The sequence below is a fragment of the Rhodococcus sp. MEB032 genome, from assembly GCF_030208925.1.
Classification (GTDB): domain Bacteria; phylum Actinomycetota; class Actinomycetes; order Mycobacteriales; family Mycobacteriaceae; genus Rhodococcus_F; species Rhodococcus_F qingshengii.
Genome location: NZ_JARVSY010000024.1, coordinates 90,695 through 113,287 on the forward strand (window position 1 = coordinate 90,695; position 22,593 = coordinate 113,287).

The 22,593-nt window shown below is 63.5% G+C and carries 23 protein-coding genes; 4 read left to right on the top strand and 19 right to left on the bottom strand.

Translation table 11 applies throughout. The annotated features are described in order from the left end of the window. Positions 1 to 13 precede the first annotated feature (13 nt). From QRN54_RS22455 to QRN54_RS22515, 13 genes are all read right to left on the bottom strand, one after another. Positions 14 to 298 (bottom strand): acylphosphatase, encoded by a 285-nt coding sequence (locus tag QRN54_RS22455; protein ID WP_054187763.1) that lies wholly within the window; start codon positions 296 to 298, stop codon positions 14 to 16. 5 nt (positions 299 to 303) lie between these two features. Then, complete coding sequence (locus QRN54_RS22460) at positions 304 to 1,227, bottom strand: SMP-30/gluconolactonase/LRE family protein (protein WP_219466843.1); 924 nt, start codon at positions 1,225 to 1,227, stop codon at positions 304 to 306. After that, positions 1,227 to 1,679 (bottom strand): OsmC family protein, encoded by a 453-nt coding sequence (locus QRN54_RS22465; protein ID WP_003942740.1) that lies wholly within the window; start codon positions 1,677 to 1,679, stop codon positions 1,227 to 1,229. The genes QRN54_RS22460 and QRN54_RS22465 overlap by 1 nt, the downstream gene beginning before the upstream one ends. A gap of 42 nt (positions 1,680 to 1,721) precedes the next feature. Then, positions 1,722 to 2,591, bottom strand: coding sequence for a bifunctional DNA-formamidopyrimidine glycosylase/DNA-(apurinic or apyrimidinic site) lyase (mutM, locus tag QRN54_RS22470; RefSeq protein WP_003942752.1), 870 nt, complete (start codon positions 2,589 to 2,591; stop codon positions 1,722 to 1,724). An 8-nt stretch (positions 2,592 to 2,599) separates the two neighbouring features. Then, positions 2,600 to 3,373, bottom strand: a complete 774-nt coding sequence (rnc, locus tag QRN54_RS22475) for a ribonuclease III (RefSeq protein WP_285183096.1) — start codon at positions 3,371 to 3,373, stop codon at positions 2,600 to 2,602. A gap of 19 nt (positions 3,374 to 3,392) precedes the next feature. Beyond that, on the bottom strand, positions 3,393 to 3,575 hold the full coding sequence (gene rpmF / locus QRN54_RS22480; protein ID WP_007729318.1) for a 50S ribosomal protein L32: 183 nt from the start codon (positions 3,573 to 3,575) through the stop codon (positions 3,393 to 3,395). Between the two features lie 2 nt (positions 3,576 to 3,577). Beyond that, complete coding sequence (locus tag QRN54_RS22485) at positions 3,578 to 4,138, bottom strand: YceD family protein (RefSeq protein WP_007729319.1); 561 nt, start codon at positions 4,136 to 4,138, stop codon at positions 3,578 to 3,580. Between the two features lie 189 nt (positions 4,139 to 4,327). Further along, a complete protein-coding gene (locus tag QRN54_RS22490; protein WP_003942696.1) occupies positions 4,328 to 5,089 on the bottom strand; it encodes a DivIVA domain-containing protein in 762 nt (253 codons plus the stop codon). Positions 5,090 to 5,220: 131 nt separating this feature from the next. Further along, a complete protein-coding gene (gene coaD / locus QRN54_RS22495) occupies positions 5,221 to 5,715 on the bottom strand; it encodes a pantetheine-phosphate adenylyltransferase (RefSeq protein WP_003942776.1) in 495 nt (164 codons plus the stop codon). After that, the gene (rsmD, locus tag QRN54_RS22500; RefSeq protein WP_030535425.1) at positions 5,712 to 6,278 is read right to left on the bottom strand and encodes a 16S rRNA (guanine(966)-N(2))-methyltransferase RsmD; all 567 of its coding nucleotides are present in this window, start codon (positions 6,276 to 6,278) and stop codon (positions 5,712 to 5,714) included. Before rsmD ends, coaD begins: the two co-directional genes overlap by 4 nt. Next, entirely contained in the window at positions 6,275 to 9,679 is a 3,405-nt protein-coding gene (locus tag QRN54_RS22505; protein ID WP_003942675.1) for a pyruvate carboxylase, read from the bottom strand. The genes rsmD and QRN54_RS22505 overlap by 4 nt, the downstream gene beginning before the upstream one ends. Positions 9,680 to 9,799: 120 nt before the next feature. Next, a complete protein-coding gene (gene recG, locus QRN54_RS22510) occupies positions 9,800 to 12,061 on the bottom strand; it encodes an ATP-dependent DNA helicase RecG (RefSeq protein WP_003942757.1) in 2,262 nt (753 codons plus the stop codon). Between the two features lie 73 nt (positions 12,062 to 12,134). Next, a complete protein-coding gene (locus QRN54_RS22515; protein ID WP_064444393.1) occupies positions 12,135 to 13,844 on the bottom strand; it encodes a DAK2 domain-containing protein in 1,710 nt (569 codons plus the stop codon). A 333-nt stretch (positions 13,845 to 14,177) separates the two neighbouring features. On the opposite strand from QRN54_RS22515, the gene rpmB reads away from it, so the two are divergent. Together rpmB and QRN54_RS22525 are read left to right on the top strand one after the other, a co-directional pair. Next, positions 14,178 to 14,369, top strand: coding sequence for a 50S ribosomal protein L28 (gene rpmB / locus QRN54_RS22520; RefSeq protein ID WP_003942669.1), 192 nt, complete (start codon positions 14,178 to 14,180; stop codon positions 14,367 to 14,369). 131 nt (positions 14,370 to 14,500) lie between these two features. After that, positions 14,501 to 15,295: an enoyl-CoA hydratase-related protein gene (locus QRN54_RS22525; RefSeq protein ID WP_003942812.1), complete on the top strand. Its 795-nt coding sequence runs from the start codon at positions 14,501 to 14,503 to the stop codon at positions 15,293 to 15,295. A gap of 66 nt (positions 15,296 to 15,361) precedes the next feature. Here the strand turns inward: QRN54_RS22525 and QRN54_RS22530 are convergent, their stop codons facing one another. From QRN54_RS22530 to QRN54_RS22540, 3 genes are read right to left on the bottom strand one after another with little or no spacing between them, the layout of a single operon-like run. Then, positions 15,362 to 16,033, bottom strand: a complete 672-nt coding sequence (locus tag QRN54_RS22530) for a uracil-DNA glycosylase (RefSeq protein WP_007729326.1) — start codon at positions 16,031 to 16,033, stop codon at positions 15,362 to 15,364. Continuing rightward, positions 16,033 to 16,554 (bottom strand): gamma carbonic anhydrase family protein, encoded by a 522-nt coding sequence (locus QRN54_RS22535; protein WP_285183098.1) that lies wholly within the window; start codon positions 16,552 to 16,554, stop codon positions 16,033 to 16,035. Before QRN54_RS22535 ends, QRN54_RS22530 begins: the two co-directional genes overlap by 1 nt. A gap of 9 nt (positions 16,555 to 16,563) precedes the next feature. Then, positions 16,564 to 17,613, bottom strand: a complete 1,050-nt coding sequence (locus QRN54_RS22540; RefSeq protein WP_192712519.1) for a thiamine-phosphate kinase — start codon at positions 17,611 to 17,613, stop codon at positions 16,564 to 16,566. A gap of 77 nt (positions 17,614 to 17,690) precedes the next feature. Here QRN54_RS22540 and QRN54_RS22545 point away from each other — a divergent pair, with 77 nt between their 5' ends. Next, positions 17,691 to 18,383: a DUF3515 domain-containing protein gene (locus tag QRN54_RS22545; protein ID WP_003942765.1), complete on the top strand. Its 693-nt coding sequence runs from the start codon at positions 17,691 to 17,693 to the stop codon at positions 18,381 to 18,383. Here QRN54_RS22545 and QRN54_RS22550 read toward each other — a convergent pair whose 3' ends face one another. The 3 genes from QRN54_RS22550 to QRN54_RS22560 form a co-directional block, all read right to left on the bottom strand. Beyond that, positions 18,384 to 19,490 carry a D-alanine--D-alanine ligase family protein gene (locus QRN54_RS22550; RefSeq protein WP_042450837.1) on the bottom strand — a complete coding sequence of 369 codons (1,107 nt, stop codon included), beginning with the start codon at positions 19,488 to 19,490 and terminating at the stop codon, positions 18,384 to 18,386. It lies immediately after the preceding gene. 71 nt (positions 19,491 to 19,561) lie between these two features. Then, on the bottom strand, positions 19,562 to 20,713 hold the full coding sequence (locus tag QRN54_RS22555; RefSeq protein WP_003942728.1) for a cystathionine gamma-lyase: 1,152 nt from the start codon (positions 20,711 to 20,713) through the stop codon (positions 19,562 to 19,564). Beyond that, complete coding sequence (locus QRN54_RS22560; protein ID WP_030535420.1) at positions 20,710 to 21,708, bottom strand: NAD(P)H-dependent glycerol-3-phosphate dehydrogenase; 999 nt, start codon at positions 21,706 to 21,708, stop codon at positions 20,710 to 20,712. Before QRN54_RS22560 ends, QRN54_RS22555 begins: the two co-directional genes overlap by 4 nt. 126 nt (positions 21,709 to 21,834) lie before the next feature. Here QRN54_RS22560 and cofC point away from each other — a divergent pair, with 126 nt between their 5' ends. Next, on the top strand, positions 21,835 to 22,584 hold the full coding sequence (gene cofC / locus QRN54_RS22565) for a 2-phospho-L-lactate guanylyltransferase (protein WP_080552786.1): 750 nt from the start codon (positions 21,835 to 21,837) through the stop codon (positions 22,582 to 22,584). Positions 22,585 to 22,593: the final 9 nt, after the last annotated feature.

Below are 22,593 nucleotides of genomic sequence, written 5' to 3' on the forward strand. Positions count from 1 at the left end.
ACCGCCAAACCGGTCAGCGTTCGACGAACCCTGTCAGGTCGCCCCTGGCGGTGTCCCAGCTGTCGACCACGAGATCCACCGTGCCCGGGGTAGTGCCGGAGCGCAGCATCTCCACCAATCGCTCGAGCTGCGTGCGTTGGCCTTCCGCCACGACGAGCACTCGACCGTCACGCTGATTGGACGCATATCCGATCAATCCGAGTTCGAGAGCGCGGGCCCTGGTCCACCACCGGAACCCGACGCCTTGAACGTATCCGTGAACCCACGCCGTCAACCGCACGGGCGCTGCTTCAGCCATGACGCTCAGCCCGCCACACGTTCGAGACGGTGAACGTCACCCAGGAATCCGGTGGTGTAGAGCGCGTTGGGATCCCAGCCCGGTCCGGCGCCGAACTTGACCGCAGATGTGAACGGCAGACCCGAGGCGATCTCACACGAAGATCCCGAATCAGGATCGACGCGAACAACTTTGCCGCCTGCATTGAATGCGACGTACAACGCGCCGTCCGGTCCGACGGTCAGATCGTCCGCCATGTTTGCCGGACCGAACCCGGGGAGCGTGATCGTTCGCACCGGCCCGCCCAGATCGTTTGCGTCGAGGATGTGGACGGCGGTGACCATGTCGAAGGTCGTGCTCACGTAGATCGTCGAACCGGAGCGTGCGAGGCCGTCGACGGTGCCGAGGTCTTCACGAACGATCGAACTGCTTCCGTCACTGTTGACGACCGTGAGCCCCGGCCTGGTGAGTGTGCGGGCAGTGAGGAAACGGTTATCGTCCAGCTGCACAAGCCCGTTCGGCATCACCAGACCGTCGGCGATCGTTGTCACCGACCCGTCTGCGACGTCGACCTTGCGGAGGCTGCCGTCGGCGATTCCGAACAGTCCCGAGACAGTCGAGTTGCCCGTGGTGAAGTACACGGATCCCTCACGCGCGACCAGACCGCCAGGTCCGGTGACGTCACCGACCAAAGTTGTCCGTGTTCCGTCCGGCGCCACTTTCAGCAGTGCACCCGGCCCGATCAGAGCCGACTGCGACAACACCATCGATCCGTTGCCGTCGAATTCGAGGTTCTCGAGCAGTCCGGCACCAGTCGTCACGACGCTCGACGTCCATGTGCCGCAACTACCGGCCGAGCCGTCGGCCGGGACCGAGGCCTGTGCCGGAGCACTCAGCGCCACAACGGAACCCAGTGCGATCGCAGCGACAACGCTGCCGGCGCGGAACATCAGGCTTCCGTGTCGAACGACAGAGTGACCTTGGTTCCGGCCTTGAGGGTGCGCCCGACCGTGCATACCTTGTCCACGGAACGCTCGACGAGAGTGATGAGGCGCTGCTGTGCCTCGGCATCCAACTCGCTGAGATCGAGCTCGAGGACCTCGTCGAGCTGCGGGTAGACTTCGTTTTCACGATCGGCGGCTCCGGACACTCGGACCGTCGCGTCGTAGTTGTCACCGAGCCGGCGCGAGATCGGGAAGTCGGAGCTCATCCCCGTGCATGCGGCCAGTGCAATTTTGAGGAGTTCGCCGGGCGTGAAGACTCCTGGCACCGATTCGGAGCCGATGAGAACCTCTGCGCCGCGCGAACTCTTGCCGGTGTAGAGGCGGGTTCCGGTTCGTTCGACCCAAAGCTCCGTGTGAGCCGGGGCGGTTGCAGTGGTGTCGGGAGTCTGTTCAGCCATGACGCAATCTTGCCACTCCGCCGTACCGAAGGAGCGGGAGACCTAGGCGATTCGCCGTGCCCTCGGGGTCGGCTGGCACCGCGGGCAACTGAACGACGATCGATTCATGAACTTCTCACGCTTGATCGGCGCGCCGCATCGCGGACACGGGAGATTTTCCTGCCCGTACGCCGACAGCGACCGGTCGAAGTAGCCCGATTCCCCGTTGACGTTCACGTACAGCGCGTCGAAGGACGTACCGCCCTGATCGAGCGCTTCACCCATCACCGAGTGTGCCGCGGTCAACAGTTCTCGAAGTTTGGGCCTGGTAAGCGTTTCGGCGATACGGTTGCCGTGAATCTTGGCGCGCCACAATGATTCGTCGGCGTAGATGTTTCCGATTCCGGAGACCACCGTCTGGTCGAGAATCGCGCGCTTGATCTCGGTGTGCTTGCCCCGCAGGACTTTCACGACGGATTCGAGATCGAACGCCGCATCCATGGGATCGCGAGCGATGTGCGCCACCGACTCGGGCAGCATCGTTCCGTCGACCTCGACGAGGGGTGAAATCGACCAGCCACCGAAGGTCCGCTGATCGACGAATCGAAGATCGGCCCCGGAATCGAGGGCCAACCGAATGCGTAGGTGCTTTTCCCAGTCGACTGTCGGGGGTTGGACCAGCATCTGTCCGCTCATCCCGAGATGAACCACCAGTCCGACACCGGCAGGCTCGAGAACCAGCCACAGGTACTTGCCGCGACGCTCTGCCGAAGCGATGGTCTGCCCGGTGAGTTGGCCGATCAAGTCCTCGGAACCGAGAATGTGGCGCCTGATCGCGCGGGGATGGAGTACCTCGACGGCCTCGATCGCCGCACCTACAGCATGGGACTGTAGGCCGCGGCGAACGACTTCGACTTCGGGAAGCTCAGGCAAGAGTGAACTCAGCCGGCAAGATCAGGCGTGTCGTCAGCAGCGACTGCGGTAGCAGCGGCATTCTCCGACATCGTCTTCCATGCCGAACTTGCTGCCTTCTGCTCGGCTTCCTTCTTGGAACGACCGACACCGACACCCAAGGGTTTGCCACTGATGAGAACGGTGGCCGTGAATTCCTTGTCGTGATCGGGTCCGGTGGCGGTGATCTCGTAAACGGGAACTCCGGCACCGTGTTCTGCGGTCAGTTCCTGCAGACTCGTCTTCCAATCCAGACCCGCGCCCAGAAGCGGTGCGCGAGTGAGTAGATCGTCGAACAGATCGAGGACGACGCGTCGCGCAGTCTCGATGCCGTGCTGCAGGTGGATGGCGCCGAGAATCGACTCCATACCGTCGGCGAGAATGGACGGCTTGTCACGGCCGCCCGTCATTTCCTCGCCCTTACCCAGCAGCAGGTGTGCTCCGAGTCCACCTTCACCCAGAGTCCTGGCAACCTCGGCGAGTGCATGCATGTTGACCACGCTGGCACGGATCTTCGCCAGATCACCTTCGGATTTGTCCGGGTGGGACAGGTAGAGCTTTTCGGTCACCGTGACGCCGAGAACGGAATCCCCGAGGAACTCGAGGCGCTCATTCGTGGGCAGTCCGCCGTTCTCGTACGCGTACGAGCGGTGCGTGAGAGCCAGGGTCAGAAGACCGGGCTCTATATCTACGCCGACAGCGGCGAGGAGCTTGTCGTGATTGCCCTCGCCGCCGGCGGCTGAAACTGTATTTTCGCTCGTCATAGTCTTTCTCCGGGGAGAACTAGACAGCAGCGGTTACCTGGCGGCCCTTGTAAGTACCGCATGACGGGCATGCGATGTGGGGAAGGGTCTGCTCGCCACAGCCACGGTTGGGGCAGGTAACGAGGGTGGGCACAGTGGTCTTCCACTGGCTACGACGCGACCGCGTGTTGGATCGCGACATTTTGCGCTTGGGGACAGCCACTTCTACTTCTCCTCGGCTTCGGTGATCACAAGATTTTCGCTGGTGTTTGATTCCACGCCAAATTTGGCCGCGAGACCAGCCCAGCGAGGATCAAGTATGTCATGCCCATGCCCAGATTCCGCAATCGCCAGGCGAATGCCACATTCTGAGCACAATCCCAGGCAATCGTCACTGCACAGAGGCTGGAGCGGAAGCGCCAGCCCGACTGCATCGACGATGACCGGTTCGAGGTCGATTTCGTCGTCTTCGACCGCGTAGACCTCTCCCTCTTCCGTCGTCTCCTCGGTGGTGCTGTCCGGGTAAGCGAACAACTCCGTGAGATAGATGTCCACGGTGTCGGTGAAAGGTTCAAGGCACCGCGAGCATTCACCCTTGGTGGGTGCGTGCACGTTTCCGGTGACGAGAACGCCTTCGGACACTGCTTCGAGACGAAGATCGAGATCTATGTCCGCGCCCGCTTCGATCGCGATCAGATCGAGACCGATACGGTTCGGGGACTGAATTGTTCTCTCGACGGTACGCATCGACCCTGGACGACGACCGAGCTTGACCGTGTCCAGCAAAAATCCCGCATCACTTGACTGATGCGACGAACTACGACGATGCGTTGACAAAGAGAACTCACCTAACTGTTGAAACTGGTATGGGCAACCACTCCACAATACGGCAGCTACAAGGCAAATCCCAATTCGATCCACGAAAAAGTGGGCCGCCCCATATCGGACGACCCACCCTCGACTGACTTGTCTGCTCTATCGGCGCCGCTCGGAACGACGATCGTCGTCCTGGTAGTCGGGAACCCCCGAACCCGTTCGAAGCTGTTGACGACCACGCCCGACCGATCGAACCGTTCCGGTGAGGAACTCTTCGAACTCGGCCAACTTGGTGTCCACGTACAGGTCACACTCCGAACGCATCCTGTCGGACTCGGCATGAGCGGCGTCGATCACTCGCGCGGATTCCGCGTGAGCTGACTGGACAACCTCGGTCTGCGACACCAGACGAGCCTGCTCGGCCGTTCCCTCCGCCACCGAATGTTCGTACGAGGCCTGGCCGGACTCGATCATCCGATCGGCCTCGGCACGCGCCCGTCCGGTGACGGCCTCGTACTCACGACGGCCGTCGGTGACGGTCCGTTCCGCTTCTGCTTCGGCGTCCTCGACCAACTGATCGGCGTGCGCACGCGCTTCGGCAACCATGCGATCGGCCTGAGCCTTGGCATCGGACAGAATCCGGTCGGCGTCGTCGCGTGCGTTCTCCACAGTCGAGGTTGCCTCGGCATTGGCGCTGCTGACCGTCTTCTCGGCGTTTGCTCGCGCGTCACCGACCAATTTGTCGCGATGATCGAGGACGTCCTGAGCGTCGTCCAGCTCGCTCGGAATTGCGTCCCGGACGTCGTCGAGTAGCTCGAGTACGTCACCGCGAGGCACAACACACCCTGCGGTCATGGGAACACCGCGCGCCTCTTCGACAATTGCGACCAGTTCGTCCAGTGCCTCGAATACGCGGTACACAAGCAACCCCAATCTCTACCGGCCGAAATCGGCCCACATCGTCACCGGTCCACTCGGACCTGTGCCCGTTCCTGTCCAAGTTTGCCGGAAGAACGGCCAACGGGGTGTCGTCGTGGTCGGTGTGTCGGGGATCAGCTGTTTTCGGCTGCTCGCTCGGCGATACGTGCGAGTAGCCGAGAATGCACTTTGGCCGGCAACATGTCGGAGACGTCGCCGCCGAAAGTCGCGACTTCCTTCACCAGAGAACTCGACAGGTAGCTGTACGTCGGATTCGTGGCGACGAACAGTGTGTCGACGCCCGTGAGCTTCTGATTCATCTGAGCCATCTGCAGCTCGTAATCGAAGTCGTTCGCGCCGCGCAGACCCTTGACGATCGCGCTGAGGCCTTCTTGTTTCGCGTAGTCGACCAACAATCCGTGCCACGACGTGACGCGAACGTTGGGCAGGTGACTCGTCGCGTCTTCGAGCATCTCGATCCGCTCGTCGATCGTGAACATGCCACGCTTGCTCTTGTTGATCAGCACGGTGACCACGACCTCGTCGAATTGCGCAGCAACTCTTCCGATTACGTCGAGGTGACCGTTGGTCACAGGGTCGAAGGATCCGGGGCAGACGGCGCCAGTCATGAGTCCAGACCGTAGCAGGTGGCCAGCTCGATGCGGGCTTCACCGTAGTTCTTGGCCTTGATCGGCTCGTAGCCCTGAGGCCACACGGTCTCCGGCGAGCGCGACGATCGTTCGAGTACCACGATCGTGCCCTCCCCCACCCATTTGTTGGCCTGCAGATCGGTGAGCATGGACACGACGGCCTCGTCGGTCACCGCATACGGTGGGTCCGCGATCACGATGTCGTATTCACGCGCGCTCGGACCCGAGACCACGGCCGCAACCGGAGCGGCGCGAACCGTCGCCCCAGGCAACGCGACAGTGCCGATGTTCGCCTTGATGACGGCAGCAGCCTTGGCATCCGATTCCACGAGAACAACGTGCTCGGCTCCCCGCGAGAGCGCCTCGAGGCCGAGAGCACCCGAACCCGCAAAGAGGTCGAGAACCGCGCACCCTTCGAGATCGATGCGCGCTTCGAGAGCACTGAACAGCGCCTCACGAACCCGATCCGACGTCGGACGGGTGCCGCTCGGCGGGACTCGCAGGCGTCGACCGCCCGCGAGTCCCGAGATGATGCGTGTCACTCTGCGGCGCTCTCCCCCGTCGAGACGACTACCAGCAGGTCTCCGCCCTCGACCTGTTGGACGGCGCTGATCGCGATCCGAGAGACGACGCCGGCGCGCGGCGAGGTGATCGCCGCTTCCATCTTCATTGCTTCGATCGTGGCCACGGTGTCGCCGGCCTCGATCTTCTGGCCTTCCTTCACCGCGAGCGTCACGACGCCCGCGAACGGTGCCGCCACGTGGCCCGGGTTGTTCTTGTCGGCCTTCTCCGCCACCGGTACGTCACTGGCAATGGAGCGATCGCGGATCGAGACCGGGCGCAATTGACCGTTCAGGATGCACATGACAGTGCGGTAGCCGCGCTCGTCGGGCTCGGAGATCGCTTCGAGACCGATGATCAGCTCAACGCCGGGAGCCAACTCGACGCGGTGTTCGTCGCCGCGCCGCAAACCGTAGAAGAACTGGTTCGCCGAAAGCCGCGACGTGTCACCGTACTTCTCGCGGTGTTCGAGAAATTCCTTTGTCGGGCCGGGGAACAGCAGACGATTCAGCGTCGCCTGACGGTCCTTCGACGAGCCCTCGAGCAGCACCTCGTCCTCAGCGGACAACGTCGCTTCGGGCTTGGCCTGGCCACGTCCTTCGAGTGCCTTGCTGCGGAACGGTTCCGGCCAACCACCGGGAGGCGTACCGAGTTCACCGCGCAGGAAGCCCACCACGGAGTCGGGAATGTCGAACTTCGCCGGATCTGCGGCAAACTCCTCCGAAGGCACGCCGGCGCCGACAAGGTGGAGGGCGAGGTCGCCGACGACCTTCGACGACGGCGTCACCTTCACGAGATGCCCGAGCATGCGGTCCGCGTCGGCGTACTTGGCTTCGACCTCTTCGAACCGGTCGCCGAGACCGAGAGCAACGGCCTGGGTCCGGAGATTGGAGAGCTGGCCGCCCGGAATCTCGTGCGTGTACACACGTCCCGTCGGCGCCGGCAGTCCGGATTCGAACGGCGCGTACACCTTTCGCAGCGCCTCCCAGTACGGTTCGAGGTCGCACACGTTCTGCAGGTTCAGTCCGGTGTCGAACTCGGAGTGCGCAGCGGCGGCAACGATGGCCGAGAGCGCAGGCTGACTGGTGGTTCCGGCCAGTGCCGCCGAAGCACCGTCGACTGCGTCGGCGCCCGCCTGCCACGCGGCGAAATACGTGGCCAACTGTCCACCGGGGGTGTCATGCGTGTGGACGTGAACCGGAAGATCGAAGTTGCTGCGTAGCGCCGTCACGAGCTTGGTGGCCGCCGGAGCGCGCAGCAGGCCCGCCATGTCCTTGATCGCGAGCACGTGAGCGCCCGCATCGACGATCTCTTCTGCCAACTTCAGGTAGTAGTCGAGCGTGTACAGCGTTTCGTTCGGATCCGACAGATCGCCGGTGTAGCTCAACGCCACCTCGGCGAGGGCCGTTCCGGTCTCACGCACCGCGTCGATGGCAGGGCGCATCTGGTCGACGTTGTTGAGCGCGTCGAAGATTCGGAAGATGTCGATGCCGGTGTCGGTGGCTTCCTGAACGAATGCGCGCGTGACCTTTTCGGGATACGGCGTGTAGCCCACCGTGTTTCGACCGCGAAGAAGCATCTGGAGGCAGATGTTGGGAATCGCCTCGCGCAATGCGGCAAGCCGGTACCACGGATCCTCGTGCAGGAAGCGAAGTCCCACATCGTAGGTCGCGCCGCCCCAGGCTTCGATCGAGAGCAGTTCCGGCGTCAACCGCGCAACGTGCCCGGCAACTCCGAGCAGTCCGCTGGTTCGAACTCGCGTGGCCAACAACGACTGGTGCGCGTCACGGAAGGTGGTGTCGGTGACGCCGACGGCCTTCTGCTCACGCAGTGCCTTCGCGAAACCTTCGGGTCCGAGTTCGAGCAGGCGCTGACGGCTACCGGCAGGAGGGGGTGTCGAAAGATCGATCTTGGGCAGCTTGTCCTGCGGGTACACCGCCGAGGGACGCTCCCCGTGCGGCTTGTTGACAGTCACATCCGCGAGGTAGGTCAGGATCTTCGTGCCGCGGTCTGCCGAAGAACGCAGAGTCAACAACTGAGGACGTTCCTCGATGAAGGAGGTCGTCACGCGTCCGGCCCGGAAGTCCGGGTCGTCGAGAACCGCCTGCAGGAACGGAATGTTGGTCGAGACACCACGAATGCGGAACTCGGTGACCGCGCGGCGAGCTCGCGCCACAGCGGCTTCTAGGTCGCGACCGCGACAAGTGAGTTTGACCAGCATGGAATCGAAGTACGCTCCGACCTCGGCGCCGAGTGTGGCGCCACCGTCCAAGCGGATACCGGCTCCGCCCGGGGTGCGGTACGCGGTGATACGGCCGGTGTCCGGGCGGAATCCGTTTGCCGGATCCTCGGTCGTGATGCGGCACTGCAGCGCCGCGCCGCGAAGCTTGATCGTCTCTTGTGACAGACCAAGTTCTGCAAGCGTCGAACCGGACGCGATCTTGAGCTGCGACTGGACCAGGTCCACGTCCGTCACTTCTTCGGTGACGGTGTGCTCGACCTGAATTCGCGGGTTCATCTCGATGAAGACGTGGTTGCCGCGCTTGTCGAGAAGGAACTCGACGGTGCCCGCGCACGTGTATCCGATCTCCTTCGCGAAGGCGACGGCGTCGGCACAGATCTTGGCGCGCAATTCTTCCGAGAGATTGGGCGCCGGAGCGAGCTCGATCACCTTCTGGTGGCGACGTTGCAGCGAGCAGTCACGCTCGAAGAGGTGGATGACGTTGCCCTGCTCGTCGGCGAGGATCTGCACTTCGATGTGCCGGGGGTCGATGACGGCCTGCTCGAGGAAGACCGTCGAATCGCCGAAGGCCGATTCCGCTTCGCGTGCTGCGGCTTCGATCGATTCCTTGAGCTGTGAGCGCTCCGCAACGCGGCGCATTCCGCGCCCACCGCCGCCTGCGACAGCCTTGACGAAGAGCGGGAAGGTCATGTCCTCGGCGGCTGCGAGCAACTCGTCGATGTCCGCTGACGGCTCCGAAGACGCGAGCACCGGGAGACCGGCGGCCTTTGCCGCTGCGATGGCCCGAGCCTTGTTTCCGGTCAACTCGAGGATCTCGGCGGACGGGCCGACGAACTTGATGCCTGCCTCGGCACACGCCGCCGACAAGTCCGGGTTCTCGGAGAGGAAGCCGTAACCGGGGTAGATGGCGTCGGCTCCGGCGCTCTTGGCGGCGGCGACGATTTCCTCGACCGAGAGATACGCGCGAACGGGGTGACCCTTCTCCCCGATCTGGTAGCTCTCGTCTGCCTTGAGACGGTGGATCGAATTCCGATCCTCGTACGGGAACACCGCGACGGTTCCGGCACCTAGTTCGTAGGCGGCGCGGAAGGCACGGATCGCAATTTCGCCGCGGTTCGCGACGAGCACTTTGGAGAACATTCGAGAAAACTACCCCGATTTCATCTTGCGTCTACATGCGGAGTCTCATATTTCGGACTGAATCGAGAAACCAACCCGGCGGTCCTCGTGCTATTCGATTTCAGCTTGTCGTCATACCCTTCACGACTTCTCGAGGTACTCGATCCGGTCGGAGTCCAGGGCAGCGGTCACCATGGAAGCGAGGGCGGGATGACCGTCGAGCGACGGATCGGAGTCGACGATTCCCTGAGCGAACTCCCTGGCGGACTCGAGGATGTCTCCATGGGCCATGAGGGAAAGCAGCCGCAGATTCGAGGTTGTGCCCGACTGCGCCGCACCGAGGATGTCTCCTTCACGTCTGGTCGCGAGGTCGAGTTGAGCCAGTTCGAACCCGTCGTTGGTCGCTGCCACCGCCGAGAGCCGCTCGTACGCCGGCCCCCCGGGATTGCTTCCGGTGACGAGGATGCACAGTCCCTGGTGTTTCCCTCGACCGACGCGGCCACGCAACTGATGGAGCTGACTGACGCCGAACCGCTCGGCGTCGACGATCACCATCACCGTCGCGTTCGGAACGTCGACACCGACTTCGACAACGGTCGTACAGACGAGGACGTCGATGTCACCGACGTTGAACGCGCTCATCACCACGTCCTTTTCGTCGGAAGGCAGTCGACCGTGCAGCAACCCGACTCGCAGATCGGCCAGCGGACCACTCGACAGCTCTTCGAAGACGTCGACCGCCGACTTGGTCTCGGGCTGCTTCTCCTCGGTGAACTGATCTTCGCCTGCACCCTGCTCGCCGTCACCGATCCGCGAGCACACGACATACGCCTGACGGCCGTCGGCGACGTCCTCACGGATTCGTTCCCATGCGCGATCGACCCACTGCGGCTTCTGCTTCGCGGGCACGACACTGCTCTTGATAGGGGTTCGCCCACGTGGAAGCTCTCGCAGGGTCGAGACCTCGAGGTCGCCGAGCACGGTCATGGCGATGGTTCGCGGAATCGGCGTTGCCGTCATCACCAGCAGATGCGGACTCAGTCCTTCACGGGCACGTGATCGCAACTGATCACGTTGCTCGACGCCGAAGCGGTGTTGCTCGTCGACGACAACCATGCCGAGGTTGAAGAACTCGACGTTGTCCTGAATGAGCGCATGGGTACCGATGACGATCCCGGCGTCGCCGGTCACGGCTTCGAGCAGCGCTGCGCGCTTCGCAGCGACAGGCAGTGAGCCGGTAAGAAGGGCGATACGGGTGGAATGTTCGGCAGAACCGAGTTCACCACCTGCAGCCAGCGAGCCCATCATCTTGCGCAGTGATCGCGCGTGCTGATTTGCCAGGACCTCGGTGGGTGCGAGCAACGCGCACTGATAACCCGCATCGACGACCTGCAGCATCGCGCGCAGAGCCACGATCGTCTTGCCTGACCCGACCTCGCCCTGAAGAAGGCGGCTCATCGGGTGTGGGCGGGCAAGGTCGGTGGAGATCTCCTCCGCGACTGCTTGCTGTCCCTCCGTCAGAGTGAACGGGAGCATCTCCTCGAACTGGTCCGCGATCCCGCCGGCGACCGGAGCGCAGGCCGGAGCCACACGCTCGGAATTGTCGTGACGACGCATCGCGAGGACCAACTGCAGAGACAGCGCCTCGTCGAAACGCAGACGATCCTGTGCTCGTTCGATGTCTTCCTTGGTATCTGGCAGGTGAACGGTGCGCAGCGCCTCGTCCAAACCGATGAATCCGTGCTCGGCCCGAGTCTCGGCGGGCAACGGCTCCTCGATCGGATCGAGTTGGTCGAGCACTTGCCGCACGCACCGCATGATGGTCCAGCTCTCGACCTCGCGGGTCGCCGGGTACAGCGGGATCAACGCGCGGTCGAAGACGGACAGATCGAGTTCGGCGCCGGGATCCTGATTTGCGCGAGCCAGGCCCGCAAGGTCACCGGCTCCCTTGATGGATGCAAGCGGAACTACCGAATCCTCTTCGCCGACACGAGGTTCCGGGAGAATCAGGTAGCTCGGATGAGTGAGAGACCACTTGCCGCGGAAGTACTTCACCGTCCCGGAGAACATCGCCCGAACGCCGGGCTTGATGACGTGCCGCACCTTCTGCGGGTTGAAGAACGTGACGTCGACGGTCTGCGAATCAGTCGCCAGCGATACTCGCAACATCTGCCCCGGACGGTTCTTCATCTTCACGACGGCGGCCGACGCCACCCGCGCGATGATGGTGATGTGCTCACCCTCGGGCGGCTCCTTCTCGGCGAGTTCCTTGCCTGCCGACGCGTACCGGTGTGGGTAGTGACGCAGCAGGTCCTCGACGGTGCGGATCTCGAATGCCTCGTCGAGCGCGTCCGCGGTCTTCTTTCCCAGCAGCCGATCGAGTGGGTCGGCGAGCGTCGCCATCAGTTCCTCCAGCACAGTGTCGCGGTAAGCACATGTGTTCGTATATCAGCAGTCACCGACAGACCAGGTTCGATCACTCCACACCCAACTGGAACAGGTCACCCGGCTGATCACCCTGATAGACGAGCACGTCGACGCCCGGGTGGTGCGCGACGACGTGCGCCTCGAGCTGCCCGGCCAGGTCGTCCGGCGCGTCGGCGCCCATGAGTAGGGTCACGAGTTCGCCGCCGGATCCGAGCGCGAGGTCGACCAGTCGCGCACTCGACTCCGCGACGTCGGGACCGATGAGCACCACCTCGTGCCCCATCAGACCGATCGCGTCACCCGGATCACATGTCCCGACGTAGGTCAGCGAACGCTCGACCGCGATCCGCAACGATCCCCAGCGCGTGGCGGCCGCCGCCTCGGACATCGTGAAGCCGTCGTCGGCGACGTTGCGCTGAGGGTCGTGAACGGCAAGTGCTGCCAAGCCCTGGACCATCGACGACGTCGACAGCAGCAGAACCTGGTGAAGCGGATCGCGTGCAGCGGCACTGACTGCGACGAGTTCCTGCGCGGTCAAAGCTCCGTTCGGAAGCACCAGAACTTCGCTGCGTTCCATCTGACGAATGCGGCCGAGCAGTTGTGCGCGTGTCACCGGCGCATCGTCGCACCGAAGAACCGTCGCACCCTCACTCTCGAACAACGCCGCCGCGCTGTCACCGGCAACGACGGCCAGTACGCCGCGCGCGCCGGCCCCGGGGAATCGCCTCTCCGCCCGTGCCACCAACTGGTCGCGTTCGTCGACGAGAAAACTGCTGATGCGAATACCGTGCACCTTCCCGGCCTCGAGGCCGGCTTCCACGGCTGCACCGGCATCGCAGCAATGCACGTGCACCGACCAGCCGCCGAAACCGTCGCTGACGATGACCGTCGAATCTCCGAGGACGGACAGCCGCGTGCGCAGCGCCGTCATGCGATCGTCGTCGGAGTCGTCGACGAGGTACATGACCTCGAAATCCTGTTCCGAGTGATCACCACATTCGATCGGGCTCTTGTGAGCCCAATCGTGATCGAATGCGCTGACGTCGACAACTGCGCTCGACCTCGGGTCCGGCGTCCCCAGATCTTCGCGAACCTGCGGCTTCCCGGTCAGCACCTCGACAAAAGCGTCGAGGATCAGAACCAGACCGAATCCCCCGGCATCGACCACCCCGGCGGACGCGAGAACGTCCAGTTGCTCCGGCGTCTTGTTCAGTGCGACCGCAGCGGCGTCGGCAGCGGCGGCAACCACGGATGCAAGATCCTCGCCGCTCGGTGTCCTGGTGTCGACGCACTCCTGCGCTGCTTCTCCCGATGCGCGCAATACCGTGACGATGGTGCCTTCCACCAGATCGGAGACAGCCCGAGAGGCCAGCGTCGTCGCCGTGGTCAGCGAGTTCGCGAAGCTACGGCCGTCGATGTGCTCACCTTGAACGCTCTCGGCGATGCCCCGGATCACCTGGGAGAGGATCACTCCGGAATTACCGCGAGCACCGGACACGGCGCCCCGAGCCAGAGCGTTGGCGACGCGGCCCGCACTGCGGACGTCGTCCTCGATCGTCTCGGCGGAATCGAGTGCAGCCCGCATCGTGAACAGCAGATTGGTGCCGGTATCCGAATCAGGGATGGGAAAGACGTTGAGGCTGTTGATCTCACCGCGACGTTTCTGGAGGCTGTCGACCGCCCGGCGGGCCCAGCGCCGCAGCAGACGTCCGTCCGCGACGGATTCCGCTTCTTCGGCGACGCGTTGCACTTCCCCCACTGACGGTTCCCCTCGACGATGGAAAGACTGACGATGAAAAAGAGATCGGTGATCGGTGCAGTCGAGGGTAGTCCGACGCTTCTGCGCAACCGTCATTACCGGGCGGTTTGGCCATTCGGGCCGGAAGCGGTTACTCTTACACGGTTGCCTCGAACGGGCTACACGAAATAATGCTGCACTTTGTTTGTTGCTGATTGACTGTTTTCACGTTCGGCTGCACAGTGAGCGGTCAAGGATCGGTTCGAAGTCGAGTATATTCGGATTGTAATTCTGGCTGCCCTACCGTGTAGGGTAACCACTTCAATATTCATTTCTAACAAGGAGTTCGCGACTATGGCTGCCGTCTGCGACGTATGCGCCAAGGGGCCCGGCTTCGGTAAGTCGGTCTCGCACTCGCACCGGCGTACCAATCGTCGCTGGAACCCGAACATTCAGTCTGTTCGTACCGAGGTTGCCCCGGGTAACACCCGTAAGGTCAACGTGTGCACCTCCTGCCTGAAGGCAGGCAAGGTCGCTCGGGGCTGATTGCCCGAGCACAAACTATTGCAGGCTCTGCCCCCGTCACTTCGGTGACGGGGGCAGAGCTGTATCTATGTGGCTGTATCTATGTGTCCCCGTGTTTCGTATGGCTGTCGGACACCCGTAATGTGCGTTGAGTGACTTCCATCGATGACCTGAGCAAAGTGACCCTCGACGAGGGCGTACTCCGCATCACCATTTCCACCGCCGCCAACGGCACCTCCCTCGACGACGAAGGACTGGTTCAGGGCGCGCAGGCGCTCGAGACAGTCGGAAACGACATCGGGAGCATCCTTCTGGTCGGCGAAGGCGCAAACTTCTGTGCCGGCGGCAACGTCCGTGCGTTCGCCGCAGCTCCTGACCGCGGCGAGTACGTCGCCGAGGTTGCCCGCGTCTTCCACGTGTTCGTTCGCGCGCTCGACGCTGCGACCGCTCCAGTGGTGGCCGGGGTCCACGGATGGGCTGCCGGCGCCGGAATGAGCCTGGTCTGCCTCGCCGACGTCGCAATCGGCGGCACCGGCACCAAGCTTCGCCCCGCGTACCCCTCCATCGGTTTCACCCCGGACGGCGGAATGTCGTGGACGCTTCCACGCATCGTCGGCGTGGCACGCGCTCGCGAGATTCTTCTCAACGATTCGGTGATCGGTGGCGACGAAGCCGTCCGCCTGGGGATCCTCACCCGACTCGTCGGCGACGACGAGGTCCAGGAAGAGGCAGCTCGCCTCGCCCGCGCTCTGGCCAACGGACCGAGTACGTCGTACTCGGGAATCAAAGCACTGCTGCGTTCGTCCCGGACGAACTCGCTCGCCGAGCAACTCGACGCCGAAGCCGCGTCCATCGCCATCGCAGCGAACAGCCCGATCGGACGCGAGGGCGTCGACGCGTTCGTCGACAAGCGTCGGCCCGATTTCACTTCCGCAAAGCAGGCCTAGTCGAACTGCCGTGCCGAACGTCGCGACTCGACGTTCGGCAGGCCGGTTCGTGCAGACACCGTTCGATCAGCCCAGATTCCAGTCGACCGGATCGGCTCCGAGTCCGGTCAAGAGTTCGTTCGCACGACTGAAGGGGCGCGAACCGAAGAAGCCACGCGAGGCCGAAAGCGGTGACGGGTGCGCGGATTCGATGATCGGTGTGTCGCCGAGCATCGGCGCGAGAGTGGCCGCGTCACGACCCCACAAGATCGCCACCATCGGCGACGACCGCGCGACCAGAGCGCGGATAGCCTGCTCGGTCACCGGCTCCCAGCCCTTCTTACGATGAGAAGCGGCTTGACCCGGCTGCACGGTGAGAACGCGATTGAGAAGCAGCACACCTTGTTTCGACCACGGTGTCAGATCGCCGTTCGGCGGTATCGGCAACCCGAGATCCTGGTGATACTCCTTGTAGATGTTGCCGAGACTTCGCGGAACCGGCCGCACGTCCGGTGCAACCGAAAAGCTCAACCCGACAGCGTGACCGGGCGTCGGATAAGGGTCCTGACCGACGATGAGCACTCGAACGTCCTCGAAAGGGTTCGTGAACGCACGCAAGACGTTCTCCCCCGCCGGCAGGTACTCCCGTCCCGCAGCGATCTCTTCGCGCAAGAACTTACCCATCGCGGAGATCTGCTCCGAGACCGGTTCGAGTGCCCGCGCCCACCCTGGATCGACGATCTCTGCAAGCGGCGCCATCAGTCGAGCCTGCGCAACGCGTCGCGGTAGTACGCCGCATTGGCTGCGTACATCTTGACGTTTCCGTCGAGGTGGCCGAGCGGAACTTCGTATCCCGCACGGACCTTGGCGGGCACACCGAGTGCCATGCTGCGCGGGGGAACCTGCATCTTGTTGGCCACCACCGCACCCGCGGCGATGATCGACCCCGTCCCGATCACCGTTCCGTTGAGAACAACTGACCCCGACGCGATCAGGCAATGGTCCTCGATGGTCGATCCCTCGATGTGCGCGTTGTGGCCCACGACGCAACCGGAACCGATGACAGTCGCATCGATGGCGGTGCAATGGATGACGGTTCCGTCCTGGATGTTCGATCCGATTCCCACCGAAATGGTTCCGTAGTCACCACGCAATACCGCTTGCGGCCAGATCGAGGTACCCGCTGCGAGAGTCACGGCGCCGATCACCACCGCGTCCGGGTGGACGTATGCGTCCGGATGAATGTCCGGAACTCTGTCTCCAAGTGCGTATACAGCCATGAAAGCAACCTATACCGCGGTGGTACCGGTGGTCGAAAAGCTGTGCCAGCCCCCGTCGCTCTCGCGAAGCGAACCGTCGACGCTCACGCCCGAACCGGCGGCAACCTCACCGATCACGATCCAACCCGACGGAATCTCGACCTCAGGCCCGAAAGTTGCTGCAAATCCGTGATCTTCACCACCGGAGAGGATCCAGTCCAGCGGATCGACGTCGAGTGCCTCGGCCGCCGATGCGACATCCGGTGAGGTCGGAACCGCAGCCGAGAAGATGTCGAACCGCACGTGCGAGGCCTCTGCGAGATGTCGGAGGTCCGCGATCAATCCGTCGGACACGTCCGTCATGGAATGTGCTGATTCTGCGGCGTCCCATGCCGATTGATACGGCGGATTCGGAACGCGATGGGAGGCAAGCAAATCTGGAAAGTTTGCGGGCTTGTCGAGCAGTACGGCTTCGTCGAGCAGTAGTGCCAACCCTGCTGCCGAGCAACCGAACAACCCGGCGACCGCGATCTTGTCACCGATCTTTGCTCCCGAACGCAGAACTGCCGCACGGCCACCGAGATCGCCGAGCACGGTCACCGACACCACGATCACCGGTGACTGGACCAGGTCACCGCCGACCACACCGGCACCCAGATCGGTTGCCGCGTCCCAGATTCCCGCGGAGATTGCGTCGACCACGTCGACGGGTGTCGAAGGCGGGCACCCCAGAGACACCGTGAAGGCCGTCGGCCGCGCTCCCATCGAGACCACATCAGCAGCGTTCTGTGCCACTGCCTTCCGGCCGATGTCGCGTGGTGAAGACCAATCCATTCGGAAATGTCGACCTTCGACCAACATGTCGGACGAGACGACCACACGGCCGTCTCCGGAAGTCACGATGGCGGCATCGTCACCCGGCCCCAATTCAGTGGTGACCGGTTGGATTCGGCCGAGAAGAGATCGCGCGATCACGTCGAACTCCCCCACCTGCTCGACAGTGGGCTCCGACCCGAACTCCGATGACGCAGCGAACTCCGATGATGCAGTGAACTCCGATGATGCGATGAGTCTCTCCAATGCCGACGCAATTCGCTCGTAAGCGGCCTGCGGTACCTTCTAGCTGTGGTCGTGAATGCTTCTGCAAGCTCACGCGTGTGTCGGCAATCCTACCGATTCACCGACATGCTCTCAGAAGTGACAAGACCGCTGATCGACTGGACCAGGACCCGAGCGAAGAACTGAGCATGGCAGAAAACACCTCCACCGCAGACAACGCCGACATCGACCCCGACGGCGACGACGATCCGTCAGAGCGCCGCAGTCCGGCGCTGATCGCCACCGCCATCGCACTCCCGGTAGCCCTGATCGTCGGAGTAGTGATCGCGGCCGTCGTCGCGGGAAACAACCCTGAACTCTCGCCGGTTGCATTGGGACCCGTGCCGGCACCGGCAGCGGAGTCGCCGGCCTGCGTTTCCCTTCTCGGCGCGCTCCCCGACAAGATCGACGACTTCACGAAAGCCGAATTGGTAGAACCTGCTCCGGCCGGTGCGGCAGCGTGGCAGCGCAGCGAAGGAGAGCCGATCGTCTTGCGCTGCGGACTCGACCGTCCGTCCGAGTTCGACCAGGCTGCAGCACTACAGGTCGTGAACGGTGTCCAGTGGTTCCAGGTCTCGGGAACCGACATCGGTTTGGCGGCGAGCACTTGGTTTGCCGTAGACCGCGGTGAATACATCGGTATCACGATCCCCGACGGGACCGGTCCGACGCCGATTCAGGAAATCTCCGACACCATCACGGCGACTCTCGAACAGAAGCCTCTCGACCCGGCGCCGGTCGCGGTTCCCTGATCAGCGAAGGCCGGTGCCGCGAGCGACGGCGGTGTCGACCAGAGTCGAAATCAAAGTGCGGTAATCGATTCCGGTGGCGTTCCACATCTTCGGGTACATCGAGATGGAAGTGAACCCGGGCATCGTGTTGATCTCGTTGATCACCGGGCCGTCAGCCGTGACGAAGAAATCGACCCGCGAGAGTCCCTGGCAATCGAGTGCCTTGAACGCGCGGACAGCAAGCTCCCTGATCTGGTCGCTCACCGACTCGTCGAGTTTCGCGGGGATGTCGAATTCACAGACGTCGTCGAGGTACTTGGTGTCGAAGTCGTAGAACGCGTCCGAATCGGCGTCGGAATCCGGCATCCGGATCTCGGCGACCACACTCGCCTTGACGTCGCCGTTCGGGAATTCGAGGACGCCGCATTCCACCTCGCGGCCGATGATCGCGCCTTCGACGATCACCTTGGGATCGTGCAGGCGTGCATGAGCGATCGCCCCGTCCAGACCGTCCCAATTGCTCACCCGAGTGATGCCGATGGACGAGCCTCCACGAGCGGGCTTGACGAAAACCGGAAGGCCCAATTCCGCCTTCTGCTCTTCGGTCAGCGTTGCGGTTCCCGGTCGAAGCACGACCTGCACTCCGACGGGAAGTCCTTCAGCAGCAAGAAGCTTCTTCGTGAACTCTTTGTCCATGCCGGCGGCGCTGGCCAGAACTCCGGGTCCGACGTACGGAACCCCGGCAAGTTCGAGCAGACCCTGAATCGTGCCGTCTTCGCCGTAAGCCCCATGAAGAACGGGGAACACGACGTCGACCGACGCGAGCACAGCACCGGCGTCGGAGCCGTCGAAGGAGATTACCTCGCCCTCGCGGGTGGGGTCCGCGCTGAGGACCACCGACGTTCCGTCTTTGTCGACCGACGGCAGCGCGCGCCCGCTGATCGCGAGGGAACTGGGGTCGCTCGAACCGAGCACCCAGGAACCGTCGACGGTGATGCCGATCGGTACGACGTCGTACCGATCGGGGTCGAGGTTGCTCAGGACGCTTCCGGCGGAAACACAGGACACTGAATGCTCATTGCTCCGGCCACCGAAGATCACGGCCACGCGGGTACGACTGCTGTTCACGCGTCAAACCGTACCGCCGAATCGACTGCGGCACGCGATCGGGCCGGACCGATTTCGTCGACCCGGCCCGTTTACGCGTCGAGTGCGCGCTCGATGTCGGCCAGGAGATCGGCGGTGTCCTCGATGCCACAAGCGATTCGGACAAACCCCGCACTGACCGGATCGCCCCAGCGCGCACGGCGATCCGCCGTCGTGTGGATCCCGCCGAAGCTGGTAGCAGCCGTGACGAGAGCGCTCGCTTCGACGAACGAGTGGAATGCCTGAGCCGAATCCAACTCGACGCTCACCAATCCGCCGAATCGATTCATCTGACCGGATGCCGTTGCATAGGACGGGTCACCGCGAAGGCCGGGGTAACGAACGGACCGGACTGCTTTGTGATTTACCAACATCTCGGCAAGCGCCAGCGCGTTGTCGCACTGACGCCCGAATCGCAGGCCTGCCGTGCCGAGGCTCCGGTGCGCAAGCCACGTCTCGAAGGGGCCGAGCACCGTTCCCGAGAGAAGTCGCTCACGCTCGATTCGCCGACTCACTGCCGCATCGGAGGTGGCGACGTAACCCATCAGGAGGTCACTGTGCCCGCTGAGAGCCTTGGTACCGCTGGCCACCACGACGTCGGCACCCAATTCGAGCGGGCGCTGACCCAGCGGTGTCGCGGTCGTGTTGTCGACGATCAGCAGCGCACCCGAACGGTGGCACACGTCGGCGAGCACGCGAAGGTCGACCACGTCCAGCACCGGGTTGGACGGCGTCTCGGCGACGACGACCACGCGGCCCGGTGACGCGTCGAGCAGATCTACGAAGCTCGCGTCGCCCATCTGCAGAGTCGAAACCTCGCGAACGGTGATTCCCAACGGCGCGAGGCGCTCGTTCGCGTACAACCGCACTTGGTAATACCCGTCCGAGGGCACGACGACGGTATCCCCCGCGACGAGGACGCTGCGCAAGGTAGCGGTGATCGCGGACATCCCCGATCCCATGACGAGGGCGTGGTCCGCTCTCTCGAGCGCCGCGAGCGCGGATTCGAGTCCGCGCCAACCCGGGTTCGATGCACGTGCATAGGTATCGGACTCGGAACCTTCGTCCGCCGAAAGTTGGTACGGCGCAGCGAATATCGGGCCCAGTTGCATGGGCTGACCCGCGGCGTGTTCGCGCGCGACGGCGCTCACGCTGCGCGTCGAATCCCCGTAATCCTCGAAGCGACCCACACCGATTTCACTCATTCCGGCTTCGTCCGGCGTCCGAGCAACTGACCGATCGCATCGCTGACGGCCATGCCTTCGTGGCACACCCGGTGGACCGCGTCGGTCAACGGCATCTCCACGTCGTATCCGGCAGCGAGTGCGCGTACCGACGTGCACGACTTCACGCCCTCGGCGACCTGACCGTTGGTTGCCTTCTGTGCCGACTCCATCGACCCGCCTCGTCCGAGCCGCTCTCCGAACGTCCGGTTTCGCGACAACTCGGACGTGCATGTCGCTACCAGGTCACCGACACCCGCCAAGCCTGCAAGAGTCGACGCCTTGGCGCCGAGCGCAACGCCGAGACGAATCGTCTCGGCGAGCCCACGGGTGATGATGCTGGCGACCGTGTTGTCGCCGAATCCACTGCCGGCGGCCATGCCGCAGGCCAGCGCGATCACGTTCTTACACGCACCACCGATCTCGCATCCGATGACGTCGGAGTTGGTGTACGGCCTGAAATAGCCGGTAGCACAAGCATCCTGGAGAGCGAGGGCACGCGAGGAATCCGAACAGGCGATCACCGTCGCCGCGGGTTGCCCGCCGGCGATCTCGTGTGCAAGATTCGGGCCCGAGAGCACCGCGACGCGCCCCGGTTCCACGCCGGTCACCGACACGATGACCTGGCTCATGCGCATGAGCGTCCCGGTCTCGATTCCCTTGGCCAGACTCAGCAGAGTCGCATCGGGTCCGATCGAGCCTTTCCACTGCTCCAGGTTTGCTCGTAGCGACTGCGAGGGAACCGCCAGCACGATGAAGTCAGCACCTGCCATCGCCTCCTCGTGGTGGTGGGTCGCGCGAATCGACGAAGGCAAAGCAATGCCTGGCAGATAGTCGCTGTTCTCGTGCGTGGTGTCGATGCGCTTCGCGACCTCTTCACGCCTGGCCCACATCGTCACGTCGGTTCCGGCCTCGGCCATCACCTTCGCCAACGCCGTTCCCCACGAACCTGCGCCCAATACAGCTGCCTTACTCACACGCTCACCCCGTCTACCCGGCGAAGCGGGTCGCCGCCAGAAAAATCGTCTGCACAGAGTATCGCCTGTGGTGCACTGCGGTGGGCAGCCGCGGACACCGAGCGTGATGACTGGCAAGATCGAGGGATGGACAGCGCGGAACCCCCGTACCCACACGCCGTGGAGACACCGCATGCGCGCACGGAGATCGAACGCCCCATGCATGCGATAGTGGCCGTCAAGTCCTTGAGATCGGCCAAGTCCCGCCTCGCGGGCGAACTCGACTCGGACGCGCGTGCAGACCTCGTGTTGGCCATGCTTCACGACACCCTCGCCACAGTTGCAGCCGTCTCGGCCATCGACAGCGTCACAGTGGTCACCCCAGACCCCACCGTTGCCGCCCTTGCATATTCCGTCGGCGTGACGGTCTACGCCGATCCAGCTCCCGACGGCGCCCGAACCAACGGCGCAACACCGCGCACGGAGGAAACCCTCAACGCGGCGTTGAGTGCAGCGGCCGCCGATATCCGAGCCAAGCGCGGAGTGGTCGACCTCGTTGTGCTGCAAGCCGACTTGCCCGCCATGCAACCGAGCGAACTGACGGAGGCCGTGGCCGCGGCCCGAAGCGGCGGACGTTCAGTCGTCGTCGATCACCACGGCACCGGCACTTCCGCATTGTTTGCGTGCGGCGAAAGCGCGCTCGACCCTCGGTTCGGGCCGGAATCCGCACTTGGACATGCCAATTCAGGTGCTCGTCCACTCAACGGCCAATGGCCGGGACTGCGCACCGACGTCGACACCCATGCCGATCTCGGCACTGTGCGAGCACTGGGAGTAGGCCCCGCGACATCGGCTTCGTTGACCAGACTCAAGGCCACGCCGTCGAACAGTCGATGAATTTTCTTT